At 69.3% G+C, this 17,059-nt stretch carries 21 protein-coding genes and 1 tRNA gene; 15 read left to right on the plus strand and 7 right to left on the minus strand.

Going from position 1 to position 17,059, the window contains the following annotated elements; translation table 11 throughout:
• Positions 1 to 50 precede the first annotated feature (50 nt).
• The 3 genes from VHC63_06720 to VHC63_06730 all read left to right on the plus strand — a co-directional run bounded on the left by VHC63_06720 (position 51) and on the right by VHC63_06730 (position 3,007).
• Complete coding sequence (locus VHC63_06720; protein ID HVV36281.1) at positions 51 to 1,058, plus strand: NlpC/P60 family protein; 1,008 nt, start codon at positions 51 to 53, stop codon at positions 1,056 to 1,058.
• A gap of 115 nt (positions 1,059 to 1,173) precedes the next feature.
• Positions 1,174 to 2,064 (plus strand): LLM class F420-dependent oxidoreductase, encoded by an 891-nt coding sequence (locus VHC63_06725; protein HVV36282.1) that lies wholly within the window; start codon positions 1,174 to 1,176, stop codon positions 2,062 to 2,064.
• A gap of 1 nt (position 2,065) precedes the next feature.
• Complete coding sequence (locus VHC63_06730; protein HVV36283.1) at positions 2,066 to 3,007, plus strand: NAD(P)H-quinone oxidoreductase; 942 nt, start codon at positions 2,066 to 2,068, stop codon at positions 3,005 to 3,007.
• 15 nt (positions 3,008 to 3,022) lie between these two features.
• Here VHC63_06730 and VHC63_06735 read toward each other — a convergent pair whose 3' ends face one another.
• The 3 genes from VHC63_06735 to VHC63_06745 all read right to left on the minus strand — a co-directional run bounded on the left by VHC63_06735 (position 3,023) and on the right by VHC63_06745 (position 4,570).
• Positions 3,023 to 3,226, minus strand: a complete 204-nt coding sequence (locus VHC63_06735; protein HVV36284.1) for a BldC family transcriptional regulator — start codon at positions 3,224 to 3,226, stop codon at positions 3,023 to 3,025.
• Positions 3,227 to 3,314: 88 nt separating this feature from the next.
• Entirely contained in the window at positions 3,315 to 4,067 is a 753-nt protein-coding gene (locus tag VHC63_06740; GenBank protein ID HVV36285.1) for a glucose 1-dehydrogenase, read from the minus strand.
• Positions 4,067 to 4,570: a helix-turn-helix domain-containing protein gene (locus VHC63_06745; protein HVV36286.1), complete on the minus strand. Its 504-nt coding sequence runs from the start codon at positions 4,568 to 4,570 to the stop codon at positions 4,067 to 4,069. The genes VHC63_06740 and VHC63_06745 overlap by 1 nt, the downstream gene beginning before the upstream one ends.
• A 76-nt stretch (positions 4,571 to 4,646) precedes the next feature.
• On the opposite strand from VHC63_06745, the gene VHC63_06750 reads away from it, so the two are divergent.
• On the plus strand, positions 4,647 to 5,708 hold the full coding sequence (locus tag VHC63_06750) for a hypothetical protein (GenBank protein HVV36287.1): 1,062 nt from the start codon (positions 4,647 to 4,649) through the stop codon (positions 5,706 to 5,708).
• A gap of 8 nt (positions 5,709 to 5,716) precedes the next feature.
• Here the strand turns inward: VHC63_06750 and nucS are convergent, their stop codons facing one another.
• Both nucS and VHC63_06760 read right to left on the minus strand, forming a co-directional pair.
• Entirely contained in the window at positions 5,717 to 6,373 is a 657-nt protein-coding gene (nucS, locus tag VHC63_06755) for an endonuclease NucS (protein HVV36288.1), read from the minus strand.
• 4 nt (positions 6,374 to 6,377) lie between these two features.
• Positions 6,378 to 6,740 (minus strand): ArsC/Spx/MgsR family protein, encoded by a 363-nt coding sequence (locus VHC63_06760; protein HVV36289.1) that lies wholly within the window; start codon positions 6,738 to 6,740, stop codon positions 6,378 to 6,380.
• Positions 6,741 to 6,870: 130 nt separating this feature from the next.
• On the opposite strand from VHC63_06760, the gene VHC63_06765 reads away from it, so the two are divergent.
• The 4 genes from VHC63_06765 to hemG all read left to right on the plus strand — a co-directional run bounded on the left by VHC63_06765 (position 6,871) and on the right by hemG (position 10,264).
• Positions 6,871 to 6,943: transfer RNA gene (locus VHC63_06765), tRNA-Leu, on the plus strand.
• A 50-nt stretch (positions 6,944 to 6,993) separates the two neighbouring features.
• The gene (gene hemE, locus VHC63_06770) at positions 6,994 to 8,031 is read left to right on the plus strand and encodes a uroporphyrinogen decarboxylase (protein ID HVV36290.1); all 1,038 of its coding nucleotides are present in this window, start codon (positions 6,994 to 6,996) and stop codon (positions 8,029 to 8,031) included.
• Positions 8,028 to 8,894 carry a ferrochelatase gene (gene hemH / locus VHC63_06775; GenBank protein ID HVV36291.1) on the plus strand — a complete coding sequence of 289 codons (867 nt, stop codon included), beginning with the start codon at positions 8,028 to 8,030 and terminating at the stop codon, positions 8,892 to 8,894. Before hemE ends, hemH begins: the two co-directional genes overlap by 4 nt.
• Positions 8,891 to 10,264 (plus strand): protoporphyrinogen oxidase, encoded by a 1,374-nt coding sequence (gene hemG / locus VHC63_06780; protein HVV36292.1) that lies wholly within the window; start codon positions 8,891 to 8,893, stop codon positions 10,262 to 10,264. Before hemH ends, hemG begins: the two co-directional genes overlap by 4 nt.
• Positions 10,265 to 10,292: 28 nt before the next feature.
• Here the strand turns inward: hemG and VHC63_06785 are convergent, their stop codons facing one another.
• Positions 10,293 to 10,973: a chlorite dismutase family protein gene (locus VHC63_06785; protein ID HVV36293.1), complete on the minus strand. Its 681-nt coding sequence runs from the start codon at positions 10,971 to 10,973 to the stop codon at positions 10,293 to 10,295.
• Positions 10,958 to 11,242 carry a hypothetical protein gene (locus tag VHC63_06790; GenBank protein ID HVV36294.1) on the minus strand — a complete coding sequence of 95 codons (285 nt, stop codon included), beginning with the start codon at positions 11,240 to 11,242 and terminating at the stop codon, positions 10,958 to 10,960. Before VHC63_06790 ends, VHC63_06785 begins: the two co-directional genes overlap by 16 nt.
• 37 nt (positions 11,243 to 11,279) lie before the next feature.
• Here VHC63_06790 and VHC63_06795 point away from each other — a divergent pair, with 37 nt between their 5' ends.
• The 7 genes from VHC63_06795 (at position 11,280) to VHC63_06825 (ending at position 17,052) form a co-directional block, all read left to right on the plus strand.
• On the plus strand, positions 11,280 to 11,825 hold the full coding sequence (locus tag VHC63_06795; GenBank protein ID HVV36295.1) for a hypothetical protein: 546 nt from the start codon (positions 11,280 to 11,282) through the stop codon (positions 11,823 to 11,825).
• A complete protein-coding gene (locus VHC63_06800) occupies positions 11,818 to 12,741 on the plus strand; it encodes a PD-(D/E)XK nuclease family protein (protein ID HVV36296.1) in 924 nt (307 codons plus the stop codon). The genes VHC63_06795 and VHC63_06800 overlap by 8 nt, the downstream gene beginning before the upstream one ends.
• Before the next feature lie 10 nt (positions 12,742 to 12,751).
• Positions 12,752 to 13,630 (plus strand): lysophospholipid acyltransferase family protein, encoded by an 879-nt coding sequence (locus tag VHC63_06805; protein ID HVV36297.1) that lies wholly within the window; start codon positions 12,752 to 12,754, stop codon positions 13,628 to 13,630.
• A 1-nt stretch (position 13,631) separates the two neighbouring features.
• Positions 13,632 to 14,678, plus strand: coding sequence for an NAD-dependent epimerase/dehydratase family protein (locus VHC63_06810; GenBank protein HVV36298.1), 1,047 nt, complete (start codon positions 13,632 to 13,634; stop codon positions 14,676 to 14,678).
• Positions 14,678 to 15,433 (plus strand): enoyl-CoA hydratase, encoded by a 756-nt coding sequence (locus VHC63_06815; GenBank protein ID HVV36299.1) that lies wholly within the window; start codon positions 14,678 to 14,680, stop codon positions 15,431 to 15,433. Before VHC63_06810 ends, VHC63_06815 begins: the two co-directional genes overlap by 1 nt.
• A gap of 66 nt (positions 15,434 to 15,499) precedes the next feature.
• On the plus strand, positions 15,500 to 15,838 hold the full coding sequence (locus VHC63_06820) for a YciI family protein (GenBank protein HVV36300.1): 339 nt from the start codon (positions 15,500 to 15,502) through the stop codon (positions 15,836 to 15,838).
• Positions 15,839 to 15,891: 53 nt separating this feature from the next.
• Positions 15,892 to 17,052 (plus strand): sigma-70 family RNA polymerase sigma factor, encoded by a 1,161-nt coding sequence (locus VHC63_06825; protein HVV36301.1) that lies wholly within the window; start codon positions 15,892 to 15,894, stop codon positions 17,050 to 17,052.
• Positions 17,053 to 17,059: the final 7 nt, after the last annotated feature.

Genomic DNA, 17,059 nt, shown 5'->3' on the forward strand with positions numbered 1-17,059 from the left:
CGGCCCGCCGGGCTGCCACCGTTCTAGCGCTCATCCTTTCGCTGGGGATGTTGAGCACGATCGTCGCCCCCTTGGCGTCGGCCGACTCTGTCGCGTCCAAAAAGGCCGAGGCGGCGCGCATCTCCGCTGAGTTGGATCGCCTCGCCGAGCGGGTGAGCATCCTCGACGAGGACTACAACCAGGCCCGGGTCAAGGCCACCGATCTCGACAACAAGACGCGCAACGCCCAGGCCGATCTGGCGCGCACGACCGCCAAGGCGCAGTCGGCGACCGACGCCCTCAAGGCAATGTCGATCTCGGCGTACATGAAGGGCGGCATCACGCCGTCGGGTGTCGGTCTCGGTACCGACGATCCGGCGCGCGCCGAGTACTACCTGCACGCCACGGCCAACCGACAGCAGGACGCCATCGACGCGCTGCACGCGGCGCGTCTCCAGTTGGCCGAGCAGCAGAGCGCCCTGGTCGGCCAGCGTGACCAGGCCCGCCGCAACCTCGCCGCCGTCAACGCCAAGCGCAAGGCCGCCGAGAGCGCCGTCGCCGCCGAGCAAGCACTGCTGTCCAAGATCAAGGGCGACCTCGCCCGCCTTGTCGCCGCCGACCAGGCCCGCCGCCGGGCGGCGACCGCGCCCCGCGCCTCGCGGGGTCGCAGCGGCCGCGGCATCGGCACGCCGCCCACCGTCGACGTCCCGGCCCCCAACGCGGCGGCCGCCGGTGCCGTCGCCGAAGCCAAGCGGCAGTTGGGCAAGCCGTATCACTACGGCGCCGCGGGTCCTGACAGCTTCGACTGCTCCGGCCTGACGATGTGGTCGTGGGCCCACGGTGGTGGCCGCTCGCTGCCCCACTCGTCGCGGGCGCAGTACTCGGCAACGTCGCGAGTCCCGCTCAACGAGATCGCTCCCGGCGACCTCGTGTTCTTCGGCTCGTCGGTCGGCTCGATCCACCACGTCGGCATCTACGTCGGCGGCGGCAAGATGATCCACGCCCCCGAAACCGGCGAAGTCGTCTCGTACCAAAACGCCTTCCGCAGCGACCTCGTCGGAGTCGGCCGAGTGAATTAGCGCCGCAAGCAGAGCTCGCGGCGCTAGCGCAACCCGGCCTCACCTCTCGTTGCCTCCGGGCCGAACAAGTCGGCCCTGCGGCGTCACGGTTCGCGTTGCTTTAGGTTCTGTGGGCATGCGTACTGGTGTGTTCTTGGCGGCGGACGGGACTCTCGAGCAGCTGGGCGAGGGACTCGCTGATGTGGCTGAGCGGGGGTTCGACTCGGCGTGGTTGCCGAACATCTTCGGCTTCGACGCCCTAACGGCGATTGCCGCGGTCGGCAACCGTGGACCCGGCATCGAGATCGGCACGGCGGTGATCCCGACCTACCCGCGTCACCCGATGATGCTGGCGAGCCAGGCGCTGACGACCCAGGCGGCGATCGGCAACCGGCTGGCGCTCGGCATCGGCCTGTCGCACCAGATCGTGATCGAGAACATGTTCGGCTACTCCTTCGACAAGCCGGCGCGGCACATGAAGGAGTACCTCCAGGCGCTCCTGCCGCTGCTGGCGGGCGAGCCGGTCAACGTGCAGGGCGAGACGCTCAAAGCCGTCGGGCAGCTCTCGGTCGCCGGCGCGCAACGCCCGCCGGTCCTGCTTGCCGCCCTGGCACCGACGATGCTCAAACTCGCCGGCGGCGTCGCCGACGGCACCGTCACGTGGATGACGGGTCCGGCGACGGTCGGTGACCACATCGTGCCGTCGATCACCGCCGCCGCCGAAGCCGCAGGGCGTCCGGCGCCGCGCACGGTGGTGGCGCTGCCGACGATGGTCACCAACGACGTCGACGAAGCCAAAGCGCGCGCCAGCAAGGTGTTCGTCGTCTACGGAGGCCTGCCCTCCTATCGCGCCATGCTCGACCGCGAGGGCGCGGCGGGCCCGGCCGACGTCGTGATCGCCGGCGACGAAGCGACGGTGCGCAAGGCCATCGACGGCGTGCGCGACGCCGGCGCCACCGACTTCGTCGCCGTGCCCTTCGGCAACGCGGAGGAGAACGCCCGCACGCTCACCGTCGTCAAGGGCTGACGTGCGAGCCGTCGTCGTGCGTGACGGCGCCCTCGTCGTCGAAGCGCGGCCCGATCCCACGCCTGGACCGGGCGAGGTCCTCGTCGCCGTCAAGGCGGCCGGCCTCAACGCCGCTGACTTGTTGCAGCGGCGCGGTTTCTATCCCGCCCCGCCGGGCTCGCCGCCCGACATCCCGGGATTGGAGATGGCCGGCGAGGTGGCGGCGCTGGGAACGGCGGCGACTCGCTTCGGCGTCGGCGACCGCGTGATGGCCGTCGTCGGCGGGGGCGCGCAGGCGACCCATCTCGTAGTGCACGAGCGCGTCCTCATGGCGGTGCCGCCGGGCGTCGACTGGGCACAGGCGGGCGGCTTCCCCGAAGCCTTCACCACGGCCCATGACGCGCTGTTCACCCAGTGCGGCCTGGCCATGGGTGATCGCGTCTGCGTGCACGGCGCCGCGGGCGGCGTCGGCACCGCTGCGGTGCAGATGGCACACGCCGCGGGCGCCCACGTGACCGCGACGGTGCGCGATGAGTCACGCCACGACGAGGTGCGGGCGCTCGGCGCGGACGTCGTCATCGCGCCCGACCGGTTCGCCGACACGACGGGCTACGACGTCATCCTCGAACTCGTCGGCGGGCCGAACATGGACACGAACATCCAGGCGTTGAACACCGGCGGTCGCATCTCGGTGATCGGCGTCGGCGCCGGGATCATGGCGGAGGTCAACCTGGCGAACCTGATGGGCAAGCGCGGCGCGATCCACGCGTCCACGCTGCGGGCGCGCCCGCTCGAGCAAAAAGCCGACGCGGCGCGCCGCGTCGAACAGCACGTGGTGCCGTTGCTGGCCAACGGGCGCGTGCGCGTGCCCGTGCTGGCGACTTACAGGCTCGACGAAGTCGAGGCTGCCTACGAACGATTCTCGGCTGGGGGGAAGCTCGGGAAGATCGTGCTGACGAACTAGCCGTCAGTCACGTCGTCAGGCGAGGTCCGTACCCACGTCCTCGAAGCGCTCGAGCAGCTCCTTGACTTCGCTCGCCCGGAACCGGCGGTGCCCACCGAGCGTGCGCAGCGCCGTCAGCTTGCCCGAACGGGCCCAGCGGGTGACCGTTTTGGGGCTGACACGGAACAGCGTCGCGACCTCAGCAGGGGTCAGCAGGTCGGATTCGACAGAAATCGTCATGGGAGGAACACCTTTTTTCGTCTCGCCCAGGGACAACGGGCGAGAGAGGTATTTCTGGCGCGATTCCGGCACTATTTCCTATTCCCACTCAGATGGCCGTCCAACCCCCGTCGACGGCCAAAACCTGCCCCGTCACGAACGACGACGCATCGCTGGCGAGGAAGAGGAGCGCTCCGTCGAGTTCGCCCGGCTTCCCCGGGCGTGCCATCGGGGTCTTGCGGCGCACCAGCGTCATGGCGTTCTCGTCGGCGAACATCACCGCCGTCATCTCGCTTTCGAACCAGCCAGGCGCCAACGCGTTGACGCGCACGCCCTGCCGGGCCCACTGCGCCGCAAGGTCACGGGTGAGTTGGATGACGGCTCCCTTGGACGACGCGTAGGAGGCGGAGGCGAACATGCCGGCGCCGACCATGCCGAGGATCGACGCCACGTTGACGATCGAACCGCGGCCGGCCGCGAGCATGTGGCGCCCCGCTTTCTGACACAGCGCGAAGGTCGCAGTGAGGTTGACCGCAACCGTGTTGCGGAACTCGTCCACCGGTTCGTCGATTGCCGCGATCGGCTCGCCGATGCCGGCGTTGTTGACGACGATGTCGATGCGGCCGTAGTTGTCCATGGTGGCGGCGACGAGATCGTCGAGGTCGTCGTCCACGGCGACGTCGCACGTGAGCGGCAACGAGCGTTCGAGTTCGTCGGCCAATGCCTTGATGCGATCGGCGCGTCGCGCCGCGAGCACGACCGTCGCACCAGCGTCGTGGAGCGCATGCGCCATCTGCACGCCGATGCCCGACGACGCGCCAGTCACGATCGCGGTCTTGCCTTCGAGGGAAAAGAGATCCATCACGCTCCGTCGTGTTCGGCCGACACCACGGCGGCGGCGACCTTCAATACGTGTGCCAGTTCAGCAGACGGCAACGCGCGGCCGAGGGCTTGCATGACGACGGCGCCGACCGCCATCAACTCCAGGGCGAGACCCATCGCTTCAGCCGACACGTCGAACTCGGCGCCGCGGGCGTTGACGATCTCGGCGATCTGGTCACTGGACGCCTTGAGCGCCGCCTCGACGGCGCGTGCCGCGGTCTCGTCACGCGGTGCCAGCGCCAGCACGTCGAGGAACAAGCGATGTTGCGTCGAGCAGCTGGCGGCGAGGGCGGCGGTCAGGAGTTCGGCCTTGCTCTCGAAGTTGCCGTAGATGGCGCCCGTCGTGAGCCCGGCGCGGCGGGCGATCTCGGCGACGCGCGTCCCGTCGTACCCCTTCTCCATGAAGACCTCGGTGGCCGCGTCGAGCAGGCGCTGCCGGGTGCTGTCGGCGGGTGCGCCGCCCCCAAACCGGGTCGCCTCCATGCAGTTTGTTTAACGCGTTCGGACCGCGCTCGCCTTGAGACCCTAGAGTTCACGGCCTGGATCTGGGGAGGCATCGATGCAATTGGAATGGACCGAAGCGGAACTGCTCGAGACGCATGCCGTCGAGGCACCGCTCTTCGCCGGCGGCGTGAAGTGCCACGGTGGCTTCGGCCATGACGGCGAATACGTCTCGCCGCGCACCAAGAACCGCTGGACGGCCATCGAAAACTGGAAGGCCGAACATCAGAAGAACTTCGGCACCGAGTTGCTCGACATCGGCCTCGACCGCTGGCCGGCGCACTACCCCAACGTGGCGCAGGCGAAGTACCTGTTGCGGAACGGCGTGTTCGAACCGATGACCTCGACGCTCACCCGCGTCGGCACGGTCGAAGGCTTCGGCGCCTACTTGCGTTACTCCCCGATTCCCGACCTCCAGGCGCACTTCGTCGAGCCCATCAAGGGCACGGCGATGGCGCACCTTGGTGGCGGACTGTTCGAGGCGCACGCCCGCGACGAGGCGGGCTTCGACAGCGCCGACGGGTTCGAGGGCGGCCACAAGCAGATGTGGTTCGCGGCGCGCGACGTCGCCTTCGAGAACCCCGTCACCGACGACCAGGTGGAAGTGATGCTGGCGCGCATGGGCATCGGGCAGAACGCCAACCCGCAGCAGCGCTCGACCGGCGTGCTGTCACAGCTCAACGCCGACCAGCAGGTGCCCGAGATCGACGCGACGCTCGAGTCGCTGATCCAGCGCATGACGTCGCTGCTGCTCATCGAAATCAGCGCGTTCCACATCTTCGCTTTCGCCGAAGAGGTGCTGTCCGATAACGAGCTCACCGCCGGCGACGGTCTGGCGGCACAACTCGTGTCCTACATCCGCGCCGACGAGACGCCACACGTCGAGTACCTGAAGACGACGCTGACCGAGATGCGCGACCGCACGTTCGTCGGCGTCGACGGTCAACACATTGCGGGCCGCGACGTGATCGGTCCGATCTGGGAGCGCGCCGTGGCCAACTCGCTCGGCCCCAACCGCGAGGCGAACCTCGCCACGCAGATGAGCGAGCTGCACCACGCACTGTCGTCACGCAAGAACGGCGGCGAGATCCTCGAGGGCTTCCACGCCCTCGCCACTTAGCCGGTCGTTCAGAACAGCGTGTTGTCGACGCGGCCGTCTTTCAGCGCGTCGTAGTCGACTTCCACACAGGTAAGGCCCCGCTGATCGGCGAGGACCTTGGCCTGCGGCGCGATCTTCTGGGCGGCGAACACGCCGCGCACCGGCCGTAATCTCGGGTCCTGGTCGAGGCACTCGATGTAGCGGGCCAACTGCTCGACGCCGTCGATCTCGCCGCGGCGCTTGATCTCCACGGCGACCATCTGCCCATCCCGGTCGCGCAGCATCAAGTCGACGGGACCGATCGGGGTCGGGTACTCGCGCCGCACGAGTGACAGGCCGTCTTCGATGGTGTGCGGGGCGCCGGCGAGGAGGTCGCGCAACGCGTGCTCGACGCCGTCTTTCACCAAGCCCGGACCGACCTCCATGTCGTGGCTGCTGTCGGAGAGCACTTCCTCGAAATCGATGGTGAGGGTCTCACCCTTCGAATTGGTGACGATCCACTGCAGCTCGCGTTCTTCGACGAAGTTGGGCGCCATCATCCAGTTGAGCGGCTTATAGGCGCCGGCGTCGGCGTGGATGGCGACGCAGCCGTCGGCCTTGACCATGACGAGACGGACGCCCGAAGGCAGCGTGGCTGACAACCGTCCGGCGTAGGTGACGGTGCAGCGTGCAACGACGAGACGCACGCGGCTATTCGAACAGGTCGAGCACGAGTTCGGGCGGACGCCCCACGACGGCGCGCCCCTCGGACGTGATCACGATCGGGCGCTCGATCAATTCGGGGTTGGCGACGAGGGCGTCGAGAATCTCGTCGCGCGACTTGTCCTTGAGGCCGAGTTGCTTCGCTTTGTCCTCACCGAGGCGCACGATCACCTTGACGTCGGGCTCGCCCATCATCGTCAGGACCGACTCGAGTTCACGCCGCGACGGCGGCTCGGCGATGTAGTTGCGCGTCTCGAAGTCCACGCCGCGCACGGCGAGCAGATCGCAGGCGCCGCGGCTCTTCGAGCATCGCTGGTTGTGCCAGACAACGGCGGTCGGTATATCGGACATGGGCCGAGAATACGCGGGTAGACCTCGCCAGGTGTTCCGCAGAATCACCACGAGCACCCCGGCGACGGCCCGCCCTCGTACGCTGACGTTCCCGAGTGTTCGCGGCGCCATCCGGTGCCGACGCACGTCAGGCCCTGTAGCCCAACGGTAGAGGCAGGAGACTTAAAATCTCTCAAGTGCGGGTTCGAAACCCGCCGGGGCCACGCACCGCAAATCAGGCGCGGCGTTCCGCAACTCTTAGGATCAGGCCGAAGTGAACGACGCCTTTCTCCGAGCCTGCCGCCGCGAACCCGCCGACCGCATTCCCGTGTGGTTCATGCGCCAAGCGGGTCGCTGCCTACCCGAGTACCGCGAGGTGCGCGCCCAGCACGAGATGTTCGAGGTCATGGCGAGCGCGGAACTCACCGCGCTCGTGACCGAGCAGCCGGTGAAGCGCTTCGGCGTCGACGCCGCGGTCATCTTCTCCGACATCGTGGCGCCGCTATCGGCCGCCGGCATCGACGTGAAGCTCGTGGCCGAGGTCGGGCCGGTATTCGCCCATCCGGTCCGCACCGCCGCCGATGTCGCCGCCCTGCCGCGGCTCGCCGATCCGGCGTCGTCGATGGCCGGACTGCTCGGCGGGATCAAGCAGGTGGCGAGCACCGACACCGTGCCCGTGATCGGGTTCTGCGGCGGACCCTTCACCCTCGCCAGCTACCTGGTCGAGGGCGGCCCGTCGCGCGACTACGCCAAGACCAAGGCGCTGATGCTCGGCGCGCCCGACGTGTGGGAAGCGCTGATGGAGGTGCTCGCCGACATCGCGGCCACGAGCCTGCTGGCGCAGGTCGACGCCGGCGCATCGGCGATTCAGATCTTCGACAGCTGGGTCGGCGCGCTCGACCCCGACATGTACCGCCGGTTCGCCATGCCGGCGACGACGCGGGTGCTCGAAGCGATCGGTGCACGCGGCGTGCCACGCATCGTGTTCGGCGTGTCGACCGGCGAGCTGCTGCCGCTGTTCGCCGAAGCGGGCGCGGACGTCGTGGGCGTCGACTGGCGCGTGCCCCTCGACCTGGCGCGCGACCGCGTCGGGCCCGACGTGGCGGTGCAGGGCAACCTCGACCCGGCGGCCTGTCTCGCGGGTTGGCCGGCGCTGCAGGCCGAAGCGCAGCGCGTGGTCGACGCCGCCGGGTCCGCACCTGGACACGTGTTCAACCTCGGCTGGGGCGTGCTGCCGGCGACGGATCCCGACGTGCTGACCCAGCTCGTCCAGTGGGTGCACAAGCAGCCGCCGCCGACGGAGTCACTGTGATCGGCGTCCTCGTGCTGGCGCACGGCACGCCGGCGCGTCGCGAGGACATCGCCGAGTTCTACACGCGCATTCGTCGCGGCCGTCCGCCGACCGACGACGAAGTCGCCGAGTTGGCCCGGCGCTACGAAGCCATCGGCGGGCTGTCGCCGTTCGCGGCTCGGACCACGGCGCAAGTCGCCGGCATTGCGACCGCCCTCGACCCGGCGAAGTACGTCGTGCGCCTCGGCCAGAAATACGCCGAGCCCTACATCCCCGACGCCGTCGACGAGCTCGTGGCCGCCGGTGTCGAGCGCATCGTCGGTGTCGTGCTGGCGCCGCACGATTCGCCGGCGGTGTCGGACTACGCCGCGCGCGCCGAGACGGCGGTCGACGGGCGGGTGCCGCTCGACGTCATCCGGTCGTGGCACGTCGAACCGGCGCTGATCGAACTGCTGGCGGCCCGCGTGCGCGAGGTGTGGATCGACGGCGCGCTGCTCGTCGTGACCGCCCACAGCCTGCCGCTGGCCGCGCTGGGCGACGACACCTCCTACGGCGACGACCTCGAACAGACAGCGCGCCGCGTCGCCGAGGAGGCCGGCATCACCAACTTCGGCATCGCCTACCAGTCCGCCGGCGTGTCGGGCGGACGGTGGCTCGACCCGTCGCTGCTCGACGTGATCCGCGAGGAAGCCGGCGCCGGTACGACAGCAGTAGTCGTGTGCGCCGCGGGCTTCGTGTCCGAGCACCTCGAGATCGCCTACGACCTCGACATCGAGGCGGCGTCGCTCGCCCGCGACCTCGGCATCGGCTTCGCCCGCACGCGCTCGCTCGACGACGACCCGGCGTTCTGCGCGCTCGTCGCCGATCTCGTCTCCCGGCGATGAGTCAGCGCGCCCGGCCGCGCGTCGCCGTGATCGGTGCCGGCATCGCCGGGCTCGCCGCCGCCCTCGACCTCGCCGCGGCGGCCGACGTCACCGTGTTCGAAGCGAGCGACCGCGTCGGCGGGCCGATCCGCACCGTGGACTTTGCCGGAGAACGCGTCGAAGCGGGCCCGGACGCGTTCCTCGCCCGTCGGCCGGAGATGATCGACCTCGCGGCACGCGTCGGCTTCACTCGCGACGACCTGATCTCGCCCACCGCGGCGGACGCCGGCATCTGGACCCGCGGCGAAGTGCGCCAGATGCCGTCCGGTCTCGTGATGGGCGTGCCGCGCTCGGCCGAGCATCTCGGCGACACGGGGATCATCAGCGCCGAGGGCGTGGCGCGCGCCGCCCGTGAACGCGAGTTGCCGGTGATCGCCGTCGGCGACGACGTCGGCATGGGTGAACTCGTACGCCAGCGCTTCGGCGAGGAGGTCTTCGAGCGCCTCGTCGATCCCTTGATGGGCGGGGTGCACGCCGGGCGCAGCGAGCTCCTCTCGACCGCGGTCGCCGTGCCGCAGCTGCTGGCCGCGGCGCGCTCCGGCCGCCCGCTGATGGACGCGCTACCGGAACCGGCGCTGTCGAGCGATCCCGTGTTCTATTCCGTGCGCGCCGGGCTGGGCGAGATCGTCGGCGGCGTGGCAAAGCAGCTCCCCGATATCCGCCTCGGGGCGCGGATCGACGAATTGGGCATGGTGGGCGACCGGTGGGAGGTCGCCGGCGAAGATTTCGACGGCGTCGTGGTGGCGACGCACGCACCGGTGACGGCGTCGCTCGTCGTCCCATTCGCCCCCGACGCCGCCCGCGTGTTGTCGACGGTGGAGTACGCGTCCGTCGTGTTGACGCTGCTGGCCTACCCGACCGCGGCGTTCACGTCGCCGCCGCACACGAGCGGCTACCTCGTGCCGCGCGTCGAGCACAAGCTGACGAGCGCCGTGTCGTGGTGGAACGCCAAGTGGTCACAGCGCGCCCCGCGCGACACCCAAGTCGTGCGCGCCTCGACGGGCCGTATTGACGACGTCCGCCACCACGATCTGTCCGACGACGACCTCGTGGCCGCCCTGCACCGCGAACTCGTCGAGGCCACCGACCTCCACGCCGACGCCCCGAGCGACGCGCGAGTCAGCCGCTACGAACACGCCCTGCCGCAGTTCCGCGTCGGCCATCTGACAGACGTGGCGGCACCGGCGCACGCCGCCGCCGCCGCCGTGCGCGCCCCGCTGGCCCTCGCCGGCTCCTGTTACGAAGGACTCGGTCTTCCAGCGTGCGTCGCCAGCGGCCAAGCCGCCGCCCAACGGGTTTTGGTCCGTTTGCGCAAGGGTCTTTCCGTCTGAAACGGACCAGAACGCGAGGGGCTGGAGCTCAGCGGGCGACGCGGGCGACGACTTCTTCGACGGTGCTGATGAGGCCGGTGATGAACGGCCCGAACTCGGCGTATTTGGCCGAGGCTTCGTCGAAGCGCATCGTGTAGACGACCTCCTTGAGGTCGTCGGGGTTGACGGCGAAGAGCGACACCGCCCACTCCCAGTCGTCGAGGCCGGCGGAGCCGGTGATCACTTGCAGCACGCGGCCGGCGAAGGTGCGACCCGTCTTGCCGTGGCCGTGCATCAGCTCGCTGCGCTCGTCGTAGGGCAGCGAGAACCAGTTGTCGGTTTCGCCGCGGCGCTTCGACATCGGATACCAGCAGAAGGCCCGCATCCCGTCGGGCGGCAGGTTGGGATACAGCCGCGCTTGGAGCATCTGCTCCGGCATCCCCTTGGCGTACTCCGACACCTCGGTGAGCGACACGTAGGACGTGGCGACGGCGAGGCCGGCGCGCTGCAGTTCCGTCTGGAACTGTTGCAGGCGCCACAGGTCGGGGCCGAGCGCCATGAAACCGATGTCGGCCTTGTGGCCGAGCACAGCGAAGGGAATCGCCTGGTACCCGTCGGCCTCGACCGCCTTGGTGGCGGCGACGACGGCTTCGGCGTCGAAGGCGGGCGTGACCGTGCAGAAGAGGTGCAGCACTCCCCAACCGGTCGAGGGAATCAGCGCGTCAGGCACGCCGCGAGCTTACGAGCCGCGTCCTGCGCCTCCGAACCCGACAGGCGGTTGGCCCGCACGACGCCTTCGATCATGTCGGCCACGACGGCGTCGGACGGGCGGTTGGCGCGGCGCACGGCAACGATGGCCTTGTCGGGCGCCAGCCACCGGATCGTGCGCTGCGCTTCGGGCAGCCGAGGCGGGCTCTTGAACGCCGGCGCCCGCATGCCGGCGCCGGCGGTGGCGTGCATCAGCTGGCGCACGACCTGTGCGAACTCCGTCCCACTCATGCCGGACACAGTGACAGAACGGTGTAACACTCTCGCCGTGGACGAGGCCCCTGAAACCGTCGAGACAACCGTTGAGCCCACATCCGTCGTCGTCGTGGAAGCCGACCCGGTCAACCGCGTGCTGACGTGGGCGGCGGCGGCCGTGGCCCTGCTCGGGATCGCCGAGCTCGTGGGCACGATGGGTGTCGGCCTCGCGGTCAACGTCAAGAAGATGAACTTCCCGACCCGCCAGGGATACGCGTTCCTGACGAACCTGGAGAAGTCGCCGATCGGCATCGCGTTGATCGTCGCCGCCGTCTTCGGCGCGCTCGCCCTCGCCCGCGCCCGCGCCGGTGACCAGACCCAGCTGACCACGGTCGCCCTGTGGGTGGTCGTGGTGTCGTCGCTCATCCTCGGCGTCGGCACGATCCTCGCGGTCATGGCGCGTTTCCGCGTGGCACAACTCGTGGCGACCCAGCCGGTCGACTCGTTGACGCGACGCGTGCTCGTCGTGTTCGTGATCCGCAACTTCGGCTCGGCCGTGGTGGCCGCGCTGATCGCCGTCGGCGCGATCTTCCGCCCGACGCCCGCGCCGGTTGCCTGAGCTCAACGCCGCGCAACGCGCCGTCGTCGACGGCCTCCTGACCTTCGACGACGCCCGACCCCGCGTCGACCACGACACCGTCGAGCACATCCGCCGCGGCTTCACCGAGCGCACGCAGTGGGCCGTGGACGCCCTCGACGAAGGCGGCCAGACGCTGCCGGTGAACAAGTACACGATCCGCACGGCCCTCCAGTGCGAGACGCGCTGGCAGTTCGGCGGCGACTTCTCCTGGAACGTGTCGAACGCCGCCGGGTCAGTGGCCCACCGCGCCGCGGAGCTGCTGCTCGTCGGGCGCCTCAGCGCCACGCCGCTCGACGCCGTCGCGTCGGCCATCGAGTTGATGTGCGAGGACAACTCCGGATTCGCCGCCTTTCTCGACGAAGGTCCGCCGGCGCGCGCCGCCGCCGTGCGCGCCGACAGCGTCACCCACGTGTCCTCGCTGGTCGACGGGTTCCCGCCGCTGCCCAAGCGCCTGCTGCCCCGCACGGAACAGTCGTTTCAGGCGACGCTCGGCGGCCGCACCGTCCTCCTCAACGCCCGTCCCGACCTTGCCCTCGGCCGTCCCGCCGGCGCGGACGCCCGCAGCCTGTTGGTCGACCTCAAAACGGGTACGCCTCACCAGTCCCACGTCGACGATCTGCGCTTCTACGCGCTCGTGTTCATGCTGCGGTGGGGCGCGCCGCCGTGGCGGATCGCGTCGTTCTACGCGCCCGACGGCAGCTGGACCGCCGAGGACGTGGACCGTGACGTGCTCGAAGCCGCCGCCCGGCGCACCAGCGACGCCATCCTGCGCATGACCGAAATCGTGTGCTCGCACCGGCCGCCGGCGATCACACCGGGACCCGGTTGCACGTGGTGCGCGCTCGCCGAAACCTGCGAAGGCCCGGCCTCTTTGACGGCGGAGGACGCCCACTAACCTCTGACCAATGCCCACCAAGCGCGTCGCCGAACGCGAGACCAGCTCGGCCCTCGTGCCGCTCCCGCGCCAGACCGAAGAGCCGCCCACGCCGACGGATCCGCGGCTCGGCGACGTCGACGAGTGGGGCCGGTCCGAGCACATGCGTGCCCTCGCCCGTCGGGTCTACGAACCGATCTACAAGTACTGGTTCCGCGCCGAGTGGGAAGGCATGGAGAAGATCCCGCGGACGGGCGGTGCGCTGCTGGTGGCCAACCACGCCGGGGCCGTCCCGTCGGACGCGCCGGTGATCATGCACGGCATCGAAACCGAACTGCAGCGGCCCGTGTACGGCATGGCCGACCACTGGTTCAAGGGAATGCCGTACCTCGGCACGATGTGGTCCCGCGTCGGGGGCGTGGCCGCGGATCCGGAGAACGCCTACCGCCTGTTGCGCGAGCAGAAGCAGCTCGCCCTGGTGTTCCCGGAAGGCACCAAAGGCACGTCCAAGACGTACGGCGAGCGCTACCAGCTGCGTCGCTTCGGTCGTGGTGGCTTCGTCGAAATCGCCATGCGCGCCGGAGTGCCGATCATCCCCATCGCCGTTGTGGGCGCCGAGGAGTCGATGCCCATCCTGGCCAAGAACGCCACGCTGGCGCGCATGCTCGGCTTGCCGTACTTCCCGATCACGGCCAACCAGTTGGTGTTCGGCCCCGTGCTCGGCGCCGTCGCCTACTTCCCGGCGAAGTTCAAGCTGCGCGTGCTCGACCCCGTGCACTTCGACGTGCCGGCCGACCAGGAGCGGTACTCGAAGAGCCACGTGATGGACGAAGCCGAGCGCATCCGCGTCCAGCTGCAAGAAGCGCTGTTCGACATGTTGCGCACCCGCGCCTCGGTCTGGTTCGGCTGACGTGGGAAAACGCGTCCTCATCACGGGCCTCGGCGGCTTCTGGGGCGGCCGGGCCGCCGAAGCGCTCGAACGCGACCCCGACGTCGAGATGATCGTCGGCCTCGACACGCAGGAGCCGACGGTCGAACTCGAGCGCACCGAATACGTGCGCGCCGACTCGAGCTATTCGATCCTGGCGCGCATCGTGGAGGCGACGCAGGTCGACACCATCCTGCACACGTTCCTCGAGATGGACTCGACGCGCATCAGCGGACGGGCGCTGCACGAGATCAACGTGATCGGCACGATGAACCTCCTCGCCGCCGCCAGCACGCCGGGCAGTTCGGTGCGCCACATCGTCGTGAAGTCCTCGACGCTGGTGTACGGGTCCAACCGCGAGGACCCGGCGTGGTTCCGCGAAGAGATGACCCGTCGTCGGCCACCGCGCACCCGCGTTGAACGCTCGATCCTCGAGGTCGAGGGGTACCTGCGCGACTTCGCCGAGGACAATCCGCACGTCGTCGTCAGTTTGCTGCGCTTCTCCAACGTGCTGGGCACCGACATCCAGACGCCGCTGTCGCGTGCGCTGGAGTTGCCCGTCGTGCCCTATATCGCCGGCTTCGACCCACTGTTGCAGTTCACCGAAGAAGACGACGTCATCCGCTCGATGGAGTTCGTGATGCACAACCGCATCCCCGGGATCTTCAACGTCGCCGGCGACGGCAAGGTGCCCTGGAGCGAGGTCGTCTCGATCTGCGGCAAACGCCGCTTCCCGATCACACCGGTAGGAACGGGGGTGGTGGCGTCGCTGCTCGACACGATGCGCGTCGTCGACTGGCCGCCGGAAGTCCTCGACCTGCTGCGCTACGGCCGCGGCGTCGACAACCGTCGCCTCAAGCGCGCCGGGTTTACCTACCGGCATACGTCGGCCGGCGCGGTCGAGAGCTTCGTGCGGGCTTCGCGGTTGCGCAAGACGGTCGGCAACTCGCGTCCCGACTACCACTACGAACGCGACGTGGAGAACTTCTTCCGTCACTCACCCGCCGTCGTGCGCGAACGGAGCAATTGATGAGCGAAGTCTCGCTGGCCGTCGACGACAACGGCGTCGCTCTCATCACGTTGAACGCGCCGGAGCGGCGCAACTCGATGAACCTCGAGATGGTCGAAGAGATCGTCGCCATCGTCGAGCAGTGCGTGAACGACAACGCGGTCGGTGCCCTCGTCGTCACCGGCGAAGGCAAGGGCTTCTGCGCCGGCGCCACCCTCGGTCATCTCGCTGGGTCGACGAGCGAGTCGGAGAGCCGCGCTGTCGGATCGGTGTACGACGGCTTCCTCGTGTTCGCCAACTGCCCCAAGCCGACGATCGCGGCGGTCAACGGTGCGGCCGTCGGCGCCGGCATGAACCTCGCGCTCGCCTGCGACGTTCGCATTGCGTCGACCAGTTCGAAGTTCATCACGCGCTTTTTGGACCTCGGCCTGCATCCCGGCGGCGGCCACACCTGGATGCTCCAACGCATCGTCGGCCCGCAAGTGGCGCGGGCGATGGTGCTGTTCGGCCAGGAGTACTCGGGCGAAGACGCCGTGCGCTTCGGCCTCGCCTACGACTGCGTGGCCCCCGACGAGTTACTCCCACGGGCCCTCGAGATGGGGGCACGCGCCGCCTCGGCGCCGCGTGAGCTGTCGCGCCGCACGAAGGCCACGATGAACCGCATGTGGGACGTCGACACGTCGCGTGACGCCGTGCAGATCGAACTCGAAGTCCAGGCGTGGTCGCTCCAACAACCCGAGTTCAAAGAGCGGATTGCCAACTTCCAGAAGAAGTAGTTCCGAAGCTGTCCATCTGACGAGGTCTCGTTCGTCGTGGGGTTTACCTAACCAAAGGAGAGACCGATGAAGTACCTGCTGTTGATCTGCACCGACGAGGCCGCCGAGGCGACCAACGCCACCCCGGACCGCACCGCTGAGTACATGAAGTGGGCCGAAGAGGCCGGCACCCGCGGTGTGCTCGTCGGCGGTGAGCGCCTGCGCCCGACGACCGACGCGACGACGGTCCGCATCCGCAACGGCGAACTGCTCGTCGCCGACGGCCCCTTCGCCGAGACGAAGGAACAGATCGGTGGCTACTTCGTCATCGACGTTCCCAACATCGACGACGCGGTGAAGGCCGCGTCGATGCTGCCGGGCGCCCAGGACGGCACGATCGAGGTCCGCCCGATTTGGGAGATGTAGACGGCCACATTTCTGGAGAGGTCGCGCAAGCCTTTCGTGACGAATGGGGGCGCGTGGTCGCGACCCTCATTCGCACGACGGGCGACTGGGACCTCGCCGAGGAGTGCGCCCAAGACGCCTTCGCTCAGGCGATCGAGGCGTGGGCGCGCGACGGCGTCCCGCGTTCGCCGGGCGCGTGGTTGACGACCGTGGCCCGCAACCGCGCCCTCGACCGCATCCGCCGTGACCAGACTCGTGCCGCCAAGTACAAGGAGATCGCGGTGACGACCGACGACGAACCGGCCGAGCAGCCTCTCATCGCCGACGACCGCCTGCGCCTCATCTTCACCTGCTGCCACCCGGCGCTACCGATCGAGGGCCGCGTGGCACTCACGCTGCGGACACTGGCCGGCTTGTCGACCGCCGAGATCGCCCGCGCCTTTCTGGTTCCCGAACCGACGATGGCGAAGCGGCTCGTGCGGGCCAAGGCGAAGATCCAACACGCCGGCATCCCCTATCGAGTGCCGCCACCGGAGTTACTGCCCGAGCGTGTCGAGGGCGTGCTCGGTGTGCTGTATCTGTTGTTCAACGAGGGCTACAACGCCACGTCGGGCGACGACCACGTCCGCGTCGCACTCTGTGACGAAGCGATCCGTCTGGCCGGCGCGCTGGCGGACCTCATGGCGGACGAACCCGAAGCCGCCGGCCTGCTGGCGCTGATGGAACTGCACCACGCGCGGCGCGCCGGGCGCGTCGACGCGCACGGTGACCTCTTGCCGCTCGAAGAGCAGGACCGCTCGACGTGGGACCTCGACGCCATTCGTCGCGCCGTTGCGCGCCTCGAGTCCGCCGAGCGGCGCGGCGCCCGCGGGCCCTACCAGCTGCAGGCGGCGATCGCCGCGTGCCACGCCATCGCCCCTGTTGCGGCGGCGACGGACTGGCCGCGCATCGTGGCGCTCTACGACCAACTCGCCGGCATGGTGCCCACGCCGTTCGTGGCGCTCAACCGCGCCGTGGCCGTCGGTATGGCGTTCGGGCCCGAAGCCGCACTGCCGCTGCTCGACGCGCTGGCCGGCGAGCTGGAGTCCTTCCATCTCTTCCACGCCACCCGGGGCGACATGCTGCGCCGTCTCGGCGACCGCGACGCCGCGGCGCAGGCGTTCACCGAAGCGGCGCGGCTCGCACCGACGGAAGTCCAGCGGCGCTATCTCGAACGCCGCAGCCACGAGGTGTGACATGCGC

It is taken from the genome of Acidimicrobiales bacterium, from assembly GCA_035546775.1.
Lineage (GTDB): Bacteria > Actinomycetota > Acidimicrobiia > Acidimicrobiales > JACCXE01 > JACCXE01.